The sequence below is a fragment of the Rhodococcus sp. IEGM 1305 genome (assembly GCF_030058635.1).
Classification (GTDB): Bacteria; Actinomycetota; Actinomycetes; order Mycobacteriales; family Mycobacteriaceae; genus Rhodococcus_F; species Rhodococcus_F opacus_D.
In genome coordinates, this window is sequence record NZ_JASHKX010000002.1 from 541,409 (window position 1) to 555,069 (window position 13,661).

Sequence of the window (13,661 nt, forward strand, 5' to 3'; positions counted from 1 at the left end):
CACTCCGCCTGCGCGGGCACACTCACTCGGTCAGTTCGTTGACGCGATCCGCGAGCAGCGCGCAGTAGGTCCGGTCGGTGCCCGGGGCGAGCCGCACCCGGTAACTGGTGTGGTCGCCCCGGAACAGGTAGCCGTTCACGTCGTCGATGGCCTCGGCGTATTGCTGCCACACCGTCCACGGGCGCCACCAGTTCAGAATCACCGCCTGCCACCGGCGGGTACGGAGCCGGTCGAGGAGGTCCGTCACCCATGCCGCCGGGTCGGCGAGTGAGAAGGCCGCCGACTGGTCTGCGAACGTGCGCAGCGGCGAGTTGCCCGGGCAGCAGCAGATGGCGTCCAGTGGGTCGGCGATCTGCCACACGGGCATCCCCGTGATCGGGCGTTGCCCGGCGATGCCCCACCCCGGCAGGTCCGGAGACGCCGGCCGGAGGGGATCGGCGATCAGTCCGACCCCACGCACATCCAGGGCGGGGTGCTGGCCCCGTCCCACCTCGGCCGCCACGTTGCCGGCGAGCGCGGCGCCGCCCGAGTAGCCGAGCAGAACAACGGGATTCGGGTCCTCCGCGATCATCCGCAACAGGAGTGTGCGTCCTTCGGACAGCGCCTTGTCGAACGCTGAACCACCCGGGTCGGGCACCGGTCCGTAGCTCGCCTCCCACGGAACCTGCTTGACGACGAACCGCACGGGATCCAGCAATTGTGTCGTGTTGGTGAGCATGTTGACGCCCCGATCCTCACCGATTCCGCGGCAGCACAGAACAGTGATCATGCAACCTCCCATGTGAGTGCCGAGGCGCACCCGAGCACACTGTGCCACTCACGTGCGGGGGTGTCCCCTGATCGGGGGAGTCGAGATTCATCCGATGCACCGCCTGATCGGTGGACAGACGCCGGTGCCGGGGCGGGAGAGAGTTGTCTCGTACCGGGATCAACCGTTCACGTGGACAGGAACCTTCGGCATGTCACCCATCTCCAGTATCGAGGTCGCCCGAGCCCGGCGGTCTCGCCGCGTGTTGTTCGTCGGCAATCCCACCCGCTACAACGATGTGTCGCAGTGGGCGATGGTCCGGCAATGGGTGGCCCTCCACGGAATGGAACCGATCCGCGAACTCGAGGGTGACGTGCTCTGCGTCATCGTCACCGAGGACATCCTGGACGGACGTTGTTCGCCGAAGGAGTCGGCTGCCGTTCAGCGCGCCCGTGCGCTCGGCGTGCCGTGCATCAGCGTCCATGACACGACCTTGATCTGGCAGGTGACCGCCCGCGTTCGGGCGCGAATGGGGCGGCCACAGGTCGGTGCGTCGGCCGCGCCCCACCTTGGCGGGGCGTGACACGGGAGAGCGTCGATGCCGGACCGTTCGAATTCTCGAGTCAGTCACCGAATTTCGGTGCTGGCTCGTGAAAATTGATCTTCGATTCGGTGATGGGATCGCATACGTCTCGCAATCGCCAACTTTGGGTATGCAATTCGAGTGTTGGCAGAACTTGGAGTGCGCGAAGACGCCTTGATGCGGACTTGACTGCGTGAAAATCTTTCTGCCCGAACACCTGTGGTCAGTTTGCCGAAAAAGACTGTCCCCGAACCAATTGTAGGAGCGAATAACCGCTGCTCAGTCCGTATTTAGTGCAGACCGCACGGTCTCATGTCGCCGGTGCGGATGAGACAGGACGGAATCGCGCTGATAGCGTCCACACTCGTTGTGAATGTTCGAAGTCGTCTATCTACATGGCGGTGCTCGGGGCACTTCTGGTTTTTGCTCGTTGGTGACGACGGCACTGTCCGCGTCCGGAGATCCGCTGTCGTGAAACGGCCGACTCGACCATCACACTCTGCCGACGGTCGGTTCGACAGTGGAGGGGATGCATGGCGACGTTCAACTCGACTGTGGAGAGATCTTCAGCTGTTCACAGCGTTGCGGCGGTTTCAGCGCAACGAGGGGTCGCACGCCGACACTGGCTGGCCGTGTACATCAGGCGAATTCTCCTCACCGACACCCTCGTCGTGGTGGCAGCGGTGGCTCTGGCTCAATGGGTGCGCTTCGGAGGCCCCGGGTCTCTTGTCGACTCACGCACTCTGAGCAATGTGAGCTACGGTCTGATTTCCGTCGCTCTCGTGGCGTCGTGGCTCGCCATGCTCGCCGTCTTTCACGTGCGATCCCCACGAGTGGTCGGGAGTGGCCCGGAGGAGTATCGACGCATCGCCACCGCGACGCTACGACTGTTCGGGCTCATCGCGATCGCAGCGCTCCTCCTGCAGTTGGAATTGGCACGGCTGTACCTGGCGATCGCATTCCCCACGGGTCTGCTCGGTCTCTTGCTGACCCGTTGGATGTGGCGCCGCGTCCTCGCTCGCAAGCGTGCGCGCGGGCTGTGCCAGACATCGGTGTTGGTCGTCGGAGGCGAACACTCCGTGCGCAACCTCGCAAGGACCTTCGACCGTGGAACAGCGGACGGGTACACCGTGGTCGGGGTATGTATCCCAGCTCATTACCGGTCGTCCGACGACACGATCACCGTGGACGGACGGTCGATTCCGGTCCTCGGCGACGAGCACGACGTCGTCGATGCGATCGAGCGATCCGGTGCCGACACCGTCGCGGTCACGGCGACCGAGCATCTCGGCCATCACGGGCTTCGTGAAATGGTGTGGGACCTCGAACAGTTGGACGTCGACATGGTGGTCGCTCCGGGAATGATGGACGTCTCCGGGCCGCGCCTCGAGATGCGACCTGTCGCGGGTCTGCCTCTGATCCACGTGGAGAAGCCGCGCTATCACGGCGCGAAGCGGTTCGGGAAGACGTCGTTCGATCTGATCTTTGCCATTGTTGCGCTCGTGCTGGCGAGTCCCGTGATGGTTGTCGCGGCGGTGGCGGTCAAGCTGACGAGTCGAGGGCCGGTGTTCTACAAATCGGAACGAATGGGCATGGATGGCAGGCCGTTCCCGATGCTGAAGTTTCGGTCGATGGTGGACGACGCCGACAAGCACCGCGCGACCCTGAGCGGGCACAACGACGGTGCCGGAGTTCTGTTCAAACTGCGGGAGGATCCGCGTGTCACTCGTGTCGGCCGCGTCATGCGCAAGTTCAGCATCGACGAGTTGCCACAGTTCATCAACGTGCTGCGACGCGAAATGAGTGTGGTGGGACCGAGACCTCCCCTGCGGGTCGAGGTCGAGTCCTACGCGAGCGAGGTGCATCGCCGACTCCTGGTGAAGCCCGGTGTCACCGGCCTGTGGCAGGTGAGCGGACGCTCGGACCTGTCGTGGGAGGACTCGGTACGTCTGGATCTGTCCTACGTCGAGAACTGGTCGATGGTCGGCGACATGCTGATCATCGCCAAGACCCTGAAGGCTGTGGTGGCGAGTGACGGTGCGTATTGATCCACGACGACGACGTCAATGATGCGGTGCCCATCTCGAGATGTGTTTCGAGGCAGATCGACACGGGAAAGCAGGTGATCTGGTAATGCGAATCCTGGTCGATGCCTATTGGTGGGTTGACGGCCCGTATTCGAACCGGCTCGTGTTGCGGGAGATCGTCGGCAGATGGCGGGCGGTGTTCCCCGACGACGAACTTGTCCTTGCGATTCCGTCCAAGTGGAGTAATTCCGATGCAGAGTTGCCTGCGGGAGTCGAGCGTATTTCGACGCGAATGAGACGGCATCCGGCAATCAACGCGATCGAGCTTCCCCTCTACCTCAAGTCAGGGCGAGATTTCGACGCCATCTTTCTGCAGAATTTCGGTGCACCGACCTCGAGCGCTGCGGTTCTCGTTCATGACGTTCTATTCCAGAGCAACCCTGAGTGGTTCACGAAGATCGAGCGACTTTACCTCTCGGCAATTCCGGTCCTCGCGAAACGTACCGGTCTCGTCATGACCACTACGCAACACGAGGCGAAGCGCGTAGCCGCGTACAACTCCCTCTCGTCGGAAGTAGCTGTGACGGGCCTGGGGCTGTCGACGACACTTCTGACCGCTCCTGCACGAAAGCCATCGTTCGGATTGAAGTCCCACGCGTTCTTGCTGACTGTAGGTCGACTGAATATTCGCAAGAATCTGGAGAACACCATCGCCGCCGCGATCGAATCAGGTGCAATCTCAGAGCACTTTCCCCTCGTCGTTGTCGGTCAGAGATCGGGCCGCTTCTCGGAGTCCAGTGTGGTCAGGTCGGGGGTGGCCACGGGTGCAGTCATGTTCGTCGAATTCGCGCCGGATGACGAGTTGCGGTGGCTCTATGAGAACTGCGCGCTCTTCTGTTTCCTTTCCCTCGGTGAGGGATACGGCCTGCCGCCGGTGGAGGCGGCGTACTTCGGCGCGCGCGTTCTCGTGAGCGACATACCAGTATTCCGAGAGAATCTCGGCGGAGCTGCGGAGTATGTCGATCCGAACGACGTCTCGGCGATCTCGAACGCGATCACCGATTTGTTGGCCCCAGCCAGGTATGAACGGGGATATACGACGCCGCCGGGTGCGGAATGTCGAATAACAGGGGACTGGGACTTCACCGTGGAAACCATCAGAACTGGCATCGCGGAACTAGCCGACAGCACGTAGTCCCGACCGCTTCTTTGTGAACAGTGTGGTTTCGACAGGAAGAGCAGGAGTTCAATGACGTCAGTGGGCCGTTCGGTTGCAATCATCGGTACGAGGGGATATCCGAGTTACTATGGCGGCTTCGAGACCCTGATCCGGCGTCTCGCTCCGTGCCTGGCGGAGAAGGGGTGGGATGTCACCGTCTATTCACGCCCGGGCGCAACGGTCCCTACCGACCCCGCCCGGGACCGGAGAGTCGTTGTCCGCAACACGATCGGGTTCGAATCGCGCTCTCTCAGCACGCTGTCCTACGGGCTGACATCTTGCCTGGATGCGGCGGTGAAGAAGCCCGACGTTGCCCTTGTTCTGAACGTGGCGAACGGGTTCTGGCTGCCTGCGCTGAAGTCACGTGGAATTCCCACTGTCGTCAACGTGGACGGGATCGAATGGGAGCGCGCAAAGTGGGGTAAGGGCGCCAAGAAGGTGTTTCGCACCGGTGCCTCCCTCACGGCGCGTTACGCGACGCGCTTGGTGGTCGATTCCCTCGAAATCAAGCGTCGGTGGGAAAACGACTTCCAACGTGAGGGCGATTTCATACCGTACGGAGGCGACTTCGTCGCTCCGCTTCCCCCTGTCGAGGGACTCACTCCGAAGAAGTACGTACTGATGGTGGCACGTTTCGTTCCGGAAAACACCGTGGTCGAGTTCTTCGAAGCTGCAGAAGTCCTGAGTCGCGATCGCGACGTCGTCATCGTCGGATCATCGGGGTACGGCGGCGAGTTGGATGAGCAGGTGCGCGCCCTGGCGCAGCGAAATGAACGGATCACGTGGATGGGCCACGTCAGCGACGACCGAAAACTGTTCTCACTATGGCAGAACGCCGGAGCCTACTTTCACGGTCACAGTGTGGGTGGAACAAATCCGGCGTTGGTTCAGGCTATGGCGTGCCAAGCACCCATCGTCGCCCGCGACACCGTGTACAACCGCGAGGTACTCGGTGACGCAGGAAGATTTGTCGCGGCCGAATCCTCGGCGATCGTCACCACGGTGAAGGACGTTATCGCCGATTCGGCAGGCCAGCAGGTAATGCGAGATCGGGCGCTCCAACGGGCGAACGACTACTACACCTGGGAAGATGTCTGCCAACGTTACGAACAGTCTCTCCTCGCCGCGATCGGCTGATCCTCCTCGAGTTGTTCGACAAATCTCCAAGGACCTTGATTGATGATTGCGCAGTCCACTGAACCTCGACGTGTCGCCGGTTGGCGCACTCTCATCCACGAGCGCGACAGGCATGAGTTGGTGACCCTCGCGCTGGTGGTCGCTGTTGTCGTGTCCTCCTTCCTCGGCCATTACGGTGTGGCGATAGCCGGTTACAACGTCCGCGTCGAGCAGGTGATTCCGCTACTCCTCGTAGGGTGGCTGAGTGCGTGGGCGCGGACCAGGGCCGACCTCTTCCGCGCCCTGACACATCCGGTGGTGCTCGTCTTCGGTGCGTTCATCGCCTGGAATGTCGTCGCCACGCTGATGTTCTCTCCGAGCCTCGGAAAGAGTGCGTCGATCCTTGTTTGGTTGGTCATCGATCTACTGCTGCTCGCGGGAGTCATCTCGCTCGGCACGCGCGCGATATGGGCTGAGAACACCGGTATACGTTGGGTCGTTCCATGGGGACTGGCAGGATTCGCCGCGTTCATCGTCGCCAACGTTTCGCATGGCGGCTTCACACCTGGTACGGATTTCGACGGGATGTACCAGGTCTACGTAGCGCGCATGACGTCGCAGGAAGCCAACATCTACGCGTCGATCCTGGTGTTGTGGACTCTTCTCCTGGTGGCGCGAAAGGGACGCAACCGAATCTGGATGATCGCCGCTGCCGTCGCTGTGCCCCTGGGAGTTATCGGTTCACAAACACGCACGGCCGTCTTCTGCCTGGTCGTAGGTCTGATCGTCTATCTCGCGTACGAAGTGGTGCGTTCGTATCAGAACGGTAGGCAACGCACAGGGCTTTGGTTCGGCCCGGTGCTCTTGATCGTGGGGATTGCTGTCGGCTACGGCGTTGCAACCTTCCTTCCCGCCTTCGGTGAGGATGTCGGGCGGGCAGAACCGGCAGTGACGGCGGCGTCGTCCTCCACTGCGGAGGCACTCGAGCCGTCGGGTAAGTTGGGTGACATCGACTTTCAGGGCGGAAACATAGGTTTCAGGATCGAGGTAGCGAAGGCTGCCGCCGAAGACATGCACGGAGCACACCTTTGGATCGGCAACGGCACCAACACATTCAGTCTGCGCCACGACCAGCCAGGCTCGCCCGGAGTTCCCGGCCACATCATCATGCTTCCGGTGCAGATACTCTACGACGTGGGCATCGTCGGTTTGTTGTTGTTGGTGGGGCTCGTCGTCACGGTGTTGCGCCACGTGCCGTGGCAGAGAAGACCGATTGCCTACGCGGTCGTGGTGACGTTTGCCGCGGCAGCAACGATGACCAGCATGTTCTGGTTCGGCGTTACCTGGATCATCATGGCGTCGCTGATCCGTCCGATGACAGACGAGGACGAGGGGACGAATGTCGACGGGGATTCCTCGGCGCACGGGCACGACGACAGCTCCGCGACGGCATCCCCTGCGATGAAGGGACTCTGACTCATGCACCGGAACCTCCTGCACGCCGAGATTGCGGAGGTCGTGCGACGCGGAAACTGTTCCGGTTGTGGGGCATGTGCGCTACTCGACAAGGACGTTGCCCTGGCACTCGCGGACAACGGATTCATCCGTCCCCGTATGAGCTCGTCCGATTCGTCGGAAACCGACCCGACAGCCTTGGCGGAGTTCCGCCAGTCGTGTCCCGGTATTTCCGTGCAGGCACAGCGTCCAGCCGATGCCACCCGTCACGATTTCCTGGGCCCGATAGTGTCGATCTGGGAGGCTTACGCACTTGACGAGGACATCCGATTCAAGGGCAGCAGTGGTGGCACCCTCACGGCCCTGAACGAATGGTTGCTCGCCACCGGGCAGATCGACAGTGTCGTTGTCGCCGCCGCCGCGGAGTCGGGTCCTGCGAGGACCGAATCGAGTGCAGTCCGGACGAGATTGGATGTCGTCCGGGCCGCAGGGTCACGGTATGCACCCACTGCGAATGCGGCGGTGGCCGACATCGACGATCCAGGGTCAGCGGTCGTCGGGAAGCCCTGCGAGATAGCCGCGCTGAGAGCGCTTGCGAAGTCCCGCGATCAACAGCCTCCGCTGCTGCTTTCATTCTTCTGCGCGGGTGTACCCAGTCAGCACGCGACCGACTCCCTGATCCGCGAGCTCGGCGTGGACGAGGGCACTGAGTTGGCAGCAATGCGATACCGGGGGCATGGCTGGCCAGGCGACTTCTACGCGGAGGATGCACGGGGCAACTCGGTTCGGACGACTTATGACGACTCGTGGGGGAAGCATCTCGGGCCGGCGGTCCAGCAGCGTTGCAAGCTGTGTCCGGACGGCGTCGGCGAAAGCGCGGATATCTCTGCCGGTGACTTCTGGCGTGCGGACGCCAAGGGCTACCCCGACTTCACCGATCAGGATGGGCTCAGCGTTCTGATCGCGAGGACAAGGCGAGGCGAGGAGGTCATCCGGCGTGCGGCTCAGGAAGGCGTGATCTCGGTCCGCGCAGTCGACCCGGACGATGTTGCGGCTGTGCAACCGTTCCAGGTGGTTCGGCGCGCCACCCTGCTGGGACGTCTAGCGGGAAGCAGGCTTGCGGGACACCCGACGCCCCGGTATCGCGGCTTTCGCCTGTGGTGGTTGGCGTTGCGATCACCGGTCAGAACCCTGCGTGCCGCGGCCGGAACGTTTCGACGGGCCCGGCGATGGTAGCTGGTAGCGATGCGCGGGTGAAGATCTCGGCGGCTGTCCAGTCGCCGAGCATCATTGCGGTGACACGACTGATCGTCCAGCTTTCCCCCCTGATCACTGCTCCGGTGATCGCGCGAGAGTTAGGGCCCGCAGGGCGGGGCCTCTATTCGGCCTGCTTCGCCGCCACGGTTCTCGCGCCGGTAGTTCTGGGGATGGGGCTACCGCTTGCCGTGCGCCGGCGTGCGTCGACAGGTGCTCCTGACGCGACGCTACGTGCCGTATACCTTGTTCTGCCGTTCTTGGTTCCGGTGGCAGTTGCGGTTGGCTTCCTGATCGAGCGGTATGTCGTCACTGAACTCGATCCCGACAGTGCCAGGGCATTCATTCTCGGGATGGGTTGTTCCGTTGGATTCGTCGCAACACTCTGCTTTCAGAGCGTGTTGATCGGAGGCCGGCGATACGGCGCCATCGCGCTTCTGCAATCGACGCAACCAGTTGCACTTACATTCGGAGTCGCCCTCGGATGGATTCTCGGAAGCCTGACCCTGCCGTGGGTACTTGTCTGTGCGGCAGTGAGCACACTTCTGTCCACCCTCATGGGGGTGTATCTCACGCGGATATCGCCGCGTGGACCGAGATCGCGCCTTCGTCCATTGGCGCTAGAAAGCATTGCCTTTTCCGGGAGTCAAGCGGCAGAGACCGCGTCGAATACGCTTCCTCAGATCATCGCAGTGGTCGCGATCGGGGCTCACGATGCGGGATTGTTTGCTATCGCGATAACAGTTGCGAGCTTGCCGATGACCCTGGGGCACACGATTGCGTCCGTAATGTTCAGGGATGCCGCTGCCTCGGTAGGGGAGGCGAATATGCGCCTGTCGGCGTTGTCGATTCGTATCACCGCCCTGACCGCTATCGTGCCTGTCGTGGTGTTGGCATGTGCGACGCCCCTGCTCATTCCTCTCATCTTTGGTGAGGGCTTCCGGGGTTCGGTTTCGATCACTCTGATCTGTCTGTGCGGATCAGTCCTTCTAACCGTGAACTATGTTGCGTCACAGATGCTTGTGGCGCAAGACAAAGGTGTCCTCATGACCGCCGCGCAGCTAGTCGGACTGGGTCTGAGCGTCGCATTGATGTTTGTTCTGGGACCTGCTCTGGGCGGCGCAGGGGCGGCGCTGGCGTCTGTTGCGGGCTGGCTGTTGACAACCCTCGCGAGCGTGCGTGCCCTCCGACTGAGTGCCACGTCGTTGCTGTTTCACGCCGGTGACCTCCGTCAAGCCTTCACTGTCGTGACCAAGGGCCACATCGATCACGGCGCTGTCTGACCGACACCGATGTCGCCGAGGGTGGCACCGAGTTCGTCCATCCTCGAATCGGTCCCGACAAGGAGTTGCAGCACCCGGTTGCGTGCCACGGTGAAGTCCGTCGAGTCGATGAGCATGAGGGTCTCGCGAGCTGGATCCGTTGTCGTTCTCAGATCGACGTGCAGGTTCCACCCCAGCGCATCCATCAGTGGTGCGAACTTGCGCGAGTACGCCCAGGGGATCGCCGGCGTACCCACGGACAGCGAGTTGAGGCAGGCGTGCATGCGCGCACCGACGACCACATCGGCCGTGGCGAGAATGCCGCGAACCGATGTTAGGGAGTCCGGAACGAGGATCTCGACCGAGTCTGCGAAGTACCTCCCGAGTTCTCGGACTGCCGGTACATCGTTATCTGTCACAGCCGAATCGAGGACGTGGGCAAGGAGGGCGACCCTACGATCGCGTTGGAGCAGCCCATCGATCAGGGCAGTGATGGATCGACGATAGCTTTCGTAGTCGACGTGCGGATTTTCGTGCCAGAGAAGCCCGGAGACGTTGATCACCACGTCCCGCTCGATATCGCCGGTGTGTTCTGTACGCGGCAGCGCAAACACCAGGTCTGTCGACTCGGACGTCGACTGCCTTCCCAGCTGTTTCGCATACTCGAGACTGACTGGATCGCGGGCGAACACGCTGGTGGCCCGTTCGAGGGATCTCGTCGCGATGATCCGCCCGAGCCTGCTGTCGAAAGGGCCGATCGTCTGGGGCATTAGAATGGTCGGCACCCGCAACTGTGCGGCGACGCGCTGTACATAGGCCATCAAGATGAGGCGTCGAAGCCCGTAGATGTCCGTGAAGCTGTCGCCCGCGCCGGTGTCCAGAATCGCGTCGTATCGGGAGAGTTCCCGCTTGATCGGTCCGCGTGAGCGGAAGACGTCCCGGAGCACGCTTCGCTTGCTGAGTGGGGTGTCGTCACTGTCCTGGGTGTGGAAGGTCAATTCGGCGTTCGGCCATCTCCGTTCGACAATCGACTCTGTTCCCTCCGCCAGAGCGCGAAGGCCGAGATTCGTCGACTCCCGATCGGCCCAGAGCACGAGGATTCGCGGATTCGGACCGGTCATGCCGTGACCTCATCGATTCTGCTGGATTGCGCGAGAAGTGAGCGGGTGTACCAGAGGAACTTGTGCGACTCGGACCGCCACAGCACTGACCGTTCCGGTGAGCCGAGCGATTTCATGTAGAACGCCACCGACCTCGATAGTAGGCCAGCGGCGACGGAGGCTTTCCACACCACACTCTGCACACGATTCTGGGCCATCTTCCACTTGTACAAGTCGTAGAGATTGATCACCCATGCAGGATTCGGCCTTTCCGATGCGTTGGGGCCTGTACTGCCTCCGACAACGTGGGTTCCTGTTTGTTCGGCACTCATGATGATTCGCATGCCGTGTTGCCGTGTGCGAAGACAGAACTCCAGGTCCTCCGCATACATGAACCATCTTTCGGTGAGTCCGCCCAATTCGTCCCATGTCTGCTTGCGGACCATCATGCATGCTCCGGATACCCAATCCAGCTCTCGCGTTGCGAAGTCGTGGGTATGGAGGAGATACAGACCTTCGAAACGAGGATGTCTGTGCGACAGTCGCGAAAGGCCCGAAAAGTGGTTGAACACGCTGACGACGTTGGGTCTCCTGCCGCCCTCGCGGATCTGGAGGCGGCCGGCCGGTTGAGTGAGCGTCGGTGCGACGATCCCGACCTCTGGCGACTCGTCGAAGATGGTCGCCAGAGCGAGTACGTCTCGAGGGGAGATGCGTGCATCGGGATTGAGCAGCAGTATCGCTCGCCCCCGTGCATGGCGTGCCGCGCGGTTGACACCACGGGCGAAACCCACGTTCTCCTCGTTCCGAACTACGACTGCGTCTGGCGCTTCCTCAGCGAGAACCGCCAGTGTGCGATCCGCGGAAGCGTTGTCCAGCACGATGAGCTCGATTCCGTCCTGTCGGGACAGTGGGCGAACGCAATCGCCGATGACGGCTTCGCTGTTGTAGGTCACTATTATCACGGAAACCTGCGATTCGCTCATCACGTTCCTTCGATTCGTGCGTGGGTAGTGCATAACCGACGAACGAAAGGATCATCCACCGCACACTGGCGCATTGACGGTCACTTTCGGATCGTCGACGAGTGGCTGGACCGGCACCCGCGCCTCACCCGGTGCGGTGGGTTCGTTCAGTTCGAACCGCAACTCGACGGTCGCGCCCTTCGGGATGGTGACGGGGACTGTGAAGATCGGGTGACCCAGCTCCTTTCCCTGGATGGCGAACGACTGCTTGCCGTCGATGCTCGCCTTCGTCAGGGTCGCGCCGTTGGTCGACAGTAGCGACACCATGGCGAGGTTGGTGCCGTATGGCAGCGGCTTGTCCTTGAAAGTGCCTGCGACAACGCGAGGAAAGTTGGTGTCCGGCGTGTTGTTGGTCAGCCGTACGGTGACGGCGGTCGCACGTGTGTCACCTGTGCAGTCGCCGGCGGTGTAGTCGATCTCGCGTTCGAGGTAGTAGTCCAGCTTGTTGCCGCCGTTGTTGTTGATCACGACGCCTGCGTACGGGGCGGGATCCTGGGGCACTGTGTATCCCAGCGTGGTGTCGGCGAGAATCGCCTGCTCTTCCGGATGCGCACTCCACACGGCGATGCGTCGCTCCCCGGCGGCCCTCCCGACCGCGTCGAGAAGTCGCTGGGGTGATTCGATCTTGCCGGTCATCTTCTCGACGACTTTCCCGGCGATGGTCTGCAGGTATTCCTTGCGGTCGGCGTTGTCGGCGTGGTAATTGGCCTCGTCGGTGATAAATCGGGTGTACGCGGTGGATTCGGTCAGTTCCACGACGTTTCCGGCATCGACAACCTCCCCATCGGGCAGGGTGACCGGGCCGACGGCGGCCAGGACGTAGCTCAGTGCCACAGGATCCGTCGCGATTGCTCCGTCCACCTGCTCACCCGACTCCTGCGCCCACATCGACTGCCAGATCCGGCCGGCGTACGGGAAGTGGGAGCTCAGGTTGCTGTTTCGGATGTCGACCGAGGGATTGTAGTTGCCGTACATGCTCTTGTAGTCGGGGCCGAGATCGAGAGGTCGCTTGTCGTAGGACACTTCGGTGTTCTTGCCGAGCTTCTCGATGCCCAGCTTTCCGTCGCTGGCGCGGATGACGCTGTAACCGCCGACGAGTCCGCCGGTGGCGCGTGCCTCCGCGTTGGTCTGAAACGCGAGGAAGTAGCTCCGCGGGCCGTCGAGGCCCAGCATGGCCGGAAGTACTTTGGCGCCGATCGTCGTGTTTTCCAAAAGTTTTGCCACGTCGTCGGTCTGATTCTGTAACTCGGTCCGCGCATCGTCCACCAGGCCGACGTATCCCGCGCCTCGAATGCCCTGTGCCTGAGTTGCCAGGTTCCGCGCTGCAGTCGATGTCTCCTGCAGCGCCGGGGCCGCGTCGCGCAGCGGCTGGAGTTGTACGCTGCCGCCCTCGCCGATCAGATCCCGGGGTGACAACGCGACGCCGACGTCGACCGCGGGTGTGAGAACGTCGCGAGTGAGCCCGACTACGACGTCGGACATCTGCTGCGCCGATTCGAACGGGGCTCCGACGCCGGGCACGGCTGCCAGGGAACTCCACGGGACCGAGTGCAGGTTGTCCTGTGCACCCTCCGCCCGTTCCCGGGCTTCGGCCGCCGCTCGCTGGGCGCCCTCCGTGTCGCCGTCGAGCAGTGAATCCTTCGCGAGCTGCGCGTTGTCCCGCGCGCCGGTGAGGTTGTGCTGGACCTGCCAGGCCGAGAAGCCGAACCATGCGACGACGGCGACGGCGGCAACGCCTACACCGGTCAGTACGCGCCGGCGTACGGTCCATCGGCGCGGCGCCGTCGGCGCCTCAGCTGGTATCGAACCGTCGCTGTGGGAGTTGTTGGGCGACTTCGCGTCCATTCAGGTCTGCTCCTAGCTATCGAGGATAAG

The 13,661-nt window shown here is 62.4% G+C and carries 11 protein-coding genes; 7 read left to right on the forward strand and 4 right to left on the reverse strand.

Annotated features, from left to right (window positions below; all coding sequences use genetic code 11):
- Positions 1 to 22: 22 nt before the first annotated feature.
- Positions 23 to 769 carry an alpha/beta hydrolase family protein gene (locus tag QM693_RS06130; RefSeq protein WP_283351723.1) on the reverse strand — a complete coding sequence of 249 codons (747 nt, stop codon included), beginning with the start codon at positions 767 to 769 and terminating at the stop codon, positions 23 to 25.
- A gap of 190 nt (positions 770 to 959) precedes the next feature.
- Here QM693_RS06130 and QM693_RS06135 point away from each other — a divergent pair, with 190 nt between their 5' ends.
- The 7 genes from QM693_RS06135 (at position 960) to QM693_RS06165 (ending at position 9,685) form a co-directional block, all read left to right on the forward strand.
- Complete coding sequence (locus tag QM693_RS06135; protein ID WP_283351724.1) at positions 960 to 1,331, forward strand: hypothetical protein; 372 nt, start codon at positions 960 to 962, stop codon at positions 1,329 to 1,331.
- Positions 1,332 to 1,864: 533 nt separating this feature from the next.
- Positions 1,865 to 3,379 carry a sugar transferase gene (locus QM693_RS06140; protein ID WP_283351725.1) on the forward strand — a complete coding sequence of 505 codons (1,515 nt, stop codon included), beginning with the start codon at positions 1,865 to 1,867 and terminating at the stop codon, positions 3,377 to 3,379.
- A gap of 85 nt (positions 3,380 to 3,464) precedes the next feature.
- Entirely contained in the window at positions 3,465 to 4,553 is a 1,089-nt protein-coding gene (locus tag QM693_RS06145; protein ID WP_283351726.1) for a glycosyltransferase family 4 protein, read from the forward strand.
- Between the two features lie 54 nt (positions 4,554 to 4,607).
- A complete protein-coding gene (locus tag QM693_RS06150; RefSeq protein ID WP_283351727.1) occupies positions 4,608 to 5,714 on the forward strand; it encodes a DUF1972 domain-containing protein in 1,107 nt (368 codons plus the stop codon).
- A gap of 42 nt (positions 5,715 to 5,756) precedes the next feature.
- Positions 5,757 to 7,169: an O-antigen ligase family protein gene (locus QM693_RS06155; protein ID WP_283351728.1), complete on the forward strand. Its 1,413-nt coding sequence runs from the start codon at positions 5,757 to 5,759 to the stop codon at positions 7,167 to 7,169.
- Positions 7,170 to 7,307: 138 nt separating this feature from the next.
- Positions 7,308 to 8,384 carry a Coenzyme F420 hydrogenase/dehydrogenase, beta subunit C-terminal domain gene (locus tag QM693_RS06160; protein ID WP_283351729.1) on the forward strand — a complete coding sequence of 359 codons (1,077 nt, stop codon included), beginning with the start codon at positions 7,308 to 7,310 and terminating at the stop codon, positions 8,382 to 8,384.
- A 17-nt stretch (positions 8,385 to 8,401) separates the two neighbouring features.
- Positions 8,402 to 9,685, forward strand: coding sequence for a lipopolysaccharide biosynthesis protein (locus tag QM693_RS06165; RefSeq protein ID WP_283351730.1), 1,284 nt, complete (start codon positions 8,402 to 8,404; stop codon positions 9,683 to 9,685).
- On the opposite strand, the gene QM693_RS06170 is transcribed toward QM693_RS06165, so the two are convergent.
- The 3 genes from QM693_RS06170 to QM693_RS06180 are packed head-to-tail and all read right to left on the reverse strand — an operon-like array spanning position 9,670 to position 13,631.
- Positions 9,670 to 10,785: a polysaccharide pyruvyl transferase family protein gene (locus QM693_RS06170; protein WP_283351731.1), complete on the reverse strand. Its 1,116-nt coding sequence runs from the start codon at positions 10,783 to 10,785 to the stop codon at positions 9,670 to 9,672. The two genes, QM693_RS06165 and QM693_RS06170, sit on opposite strands and share 16 nt — an antisense overlap.
- Positions 10,782 to 11,747: a glycosyltransferase family 2 protein gene (locus QM693_RS06175; protein ID WP_283351732.1), complete on the reverse strand. Its 966-nt coding sequence runs from the start codon at positions 11,745 to 11,747 to the stop codon at positions 10,782 to 10,784. The genes QM693_RS06170 and QM693_RS06175 overlap by 4 nt, the downstream gene beginning before the upstream one ends.
- A 51-nt stretch (positions 11,748 to 11,798) precedes the next feature.
- Complete coding sequence (locus QM693_RS06180; protein WP_283351733.1) at positions 11,799 to 13,631, reverse strand: DUF4012 domain-containing protein; 1,833 nt, start codon at positions 13,629 to 13,631, stop codon at positions 11,799 to 11,801.
- Positions 13,632 to 13,661: the final 30 nt, after the last annotated feature.

What these genes read in the sequence shown, in the direction of transcription:
- QM693_RS06130 (WP_283351723.1), bottom strand. Translation starts at nt 769, where the DNA reads ATGATCACTGTTCTGTGCTGCCGCGGAATCGGTGAGGATCGGGGCGTC.
- QM693_RS06135 (WP_283351724.1), top strand. Translation starts at nt 960, where the DNA reads ATGTCACCCATCTCCAGTATCGAGGTCGCCCGAGCCCGGCGGTCTCGC.
- QM693_RS06140 (WP_283351725.1), top strand. Translation starts at nt 1,865, where the DNA reads ATGGCGACGTTCAACTCGACTGTGGAGAGATCTTCAGCTGTTCACAGC.
- QM693_RS06145 (WP_283351726.1), top strand. Translation starts at nt 3,465, where the DNA reads ATGCGAATCCTGGTCGATGCCTATTGGTGGGTTGACGGCCCGTATTCG.
- QM693_RS06150 (WP_283351727.1), top strand. Translation starts at nt 4,608, where the DNA reads ATGACGTCAGTGGGCCGTTCGGTTGCAATCATCGGTACGAGGGGATAT.
- QM693_RS06155 (WP_283351728.1), top strand. Translation starts at nt 5,757, where the DNA reads ATGATTGCGCAGTCCACTGAACCTCGACGTGTCGCCGGTTGGCGCACT.
- QM693_RS06160 (WP_283351729.1), top strand. Translation starts at nt 7,308, where the DNA reads ATGAGCTCGTCCGATTCGTCGGAAACCGACCCGACAGCCTTGGCGGAG.
- QM693_RS06170 (WP_283351731.1), bottom strand. Translation starts at nt 10,785, where the DNA reads ATGACCGGTCCGAATCCGCGAATCCTCGTGCTCTGGGCCGATCGGGAG.
- QM693_RS06175 (WP_283351732.1), bottom strand. Translation starts at nt 11,747, where the DNA reads ATGAGCGAATCGCAGGTTTCCGTGATAATAGTGACCTACAACAGCGAA.
- QM693_RS06180 (WP_283351733.1), bottom strand. Translation starts at nt 13,631, where the DNA reads ATGGACGCGAAGTCGCCCAACAACTCCCACAGCGACGGTTCGATACCA.